Raw genomic sequence first — 332 nt, 5'->3', positions numbered from 1 at the left:
CGTCATCAGTTTGAAATTGAGCATCTGTTCACGCAGTTCTTTGGCTGAACCGACAATAGCCAGCACTACTTCATCGCGCAGTTTGTCCACGGGCTTGATACGATCTTCATGCACCAAATCGCCTACAGCGTTTTTGCGGTAGCCCTGCGGAATAGCGGCTTGGTTGTGGGTTTGTTCTTGTGTGTTCATCTTATTTGTCCTCATTCCAGCGCACTGTTACGCCATGAAATTGCACCGCCATACAACGGCGACGAATGCCTTCTATGTTCTCGATAATGTCCACGGCCATGCGGCGAAAATCAGCGGTTGGCTTGTCGATTTGTACGACTTTT

At 49.1% G+C, this 332-nt stretch carries 1 protein-coding gene; it reads right to left on the bottom strand.

Translation table 11 applies throughout. The features are described 5' to 3' along the window. The coding region (locus FW758_RS24870; RefSeq protein WP_446446855.1) for a DUF3164 family protein at positions 1–189 on the bottom strand (189 nt) is incomplete at its 3' end. Positions 190–332 lie beyond the last annotated feature (143 nt).

The sequence above is a fragment of the Shewanella sp. 1180_01 genome (genome assembly GCF_052850535.1).
This window is presented reverse-complemented; position numbering and strand designations above follow the sequence as displayed.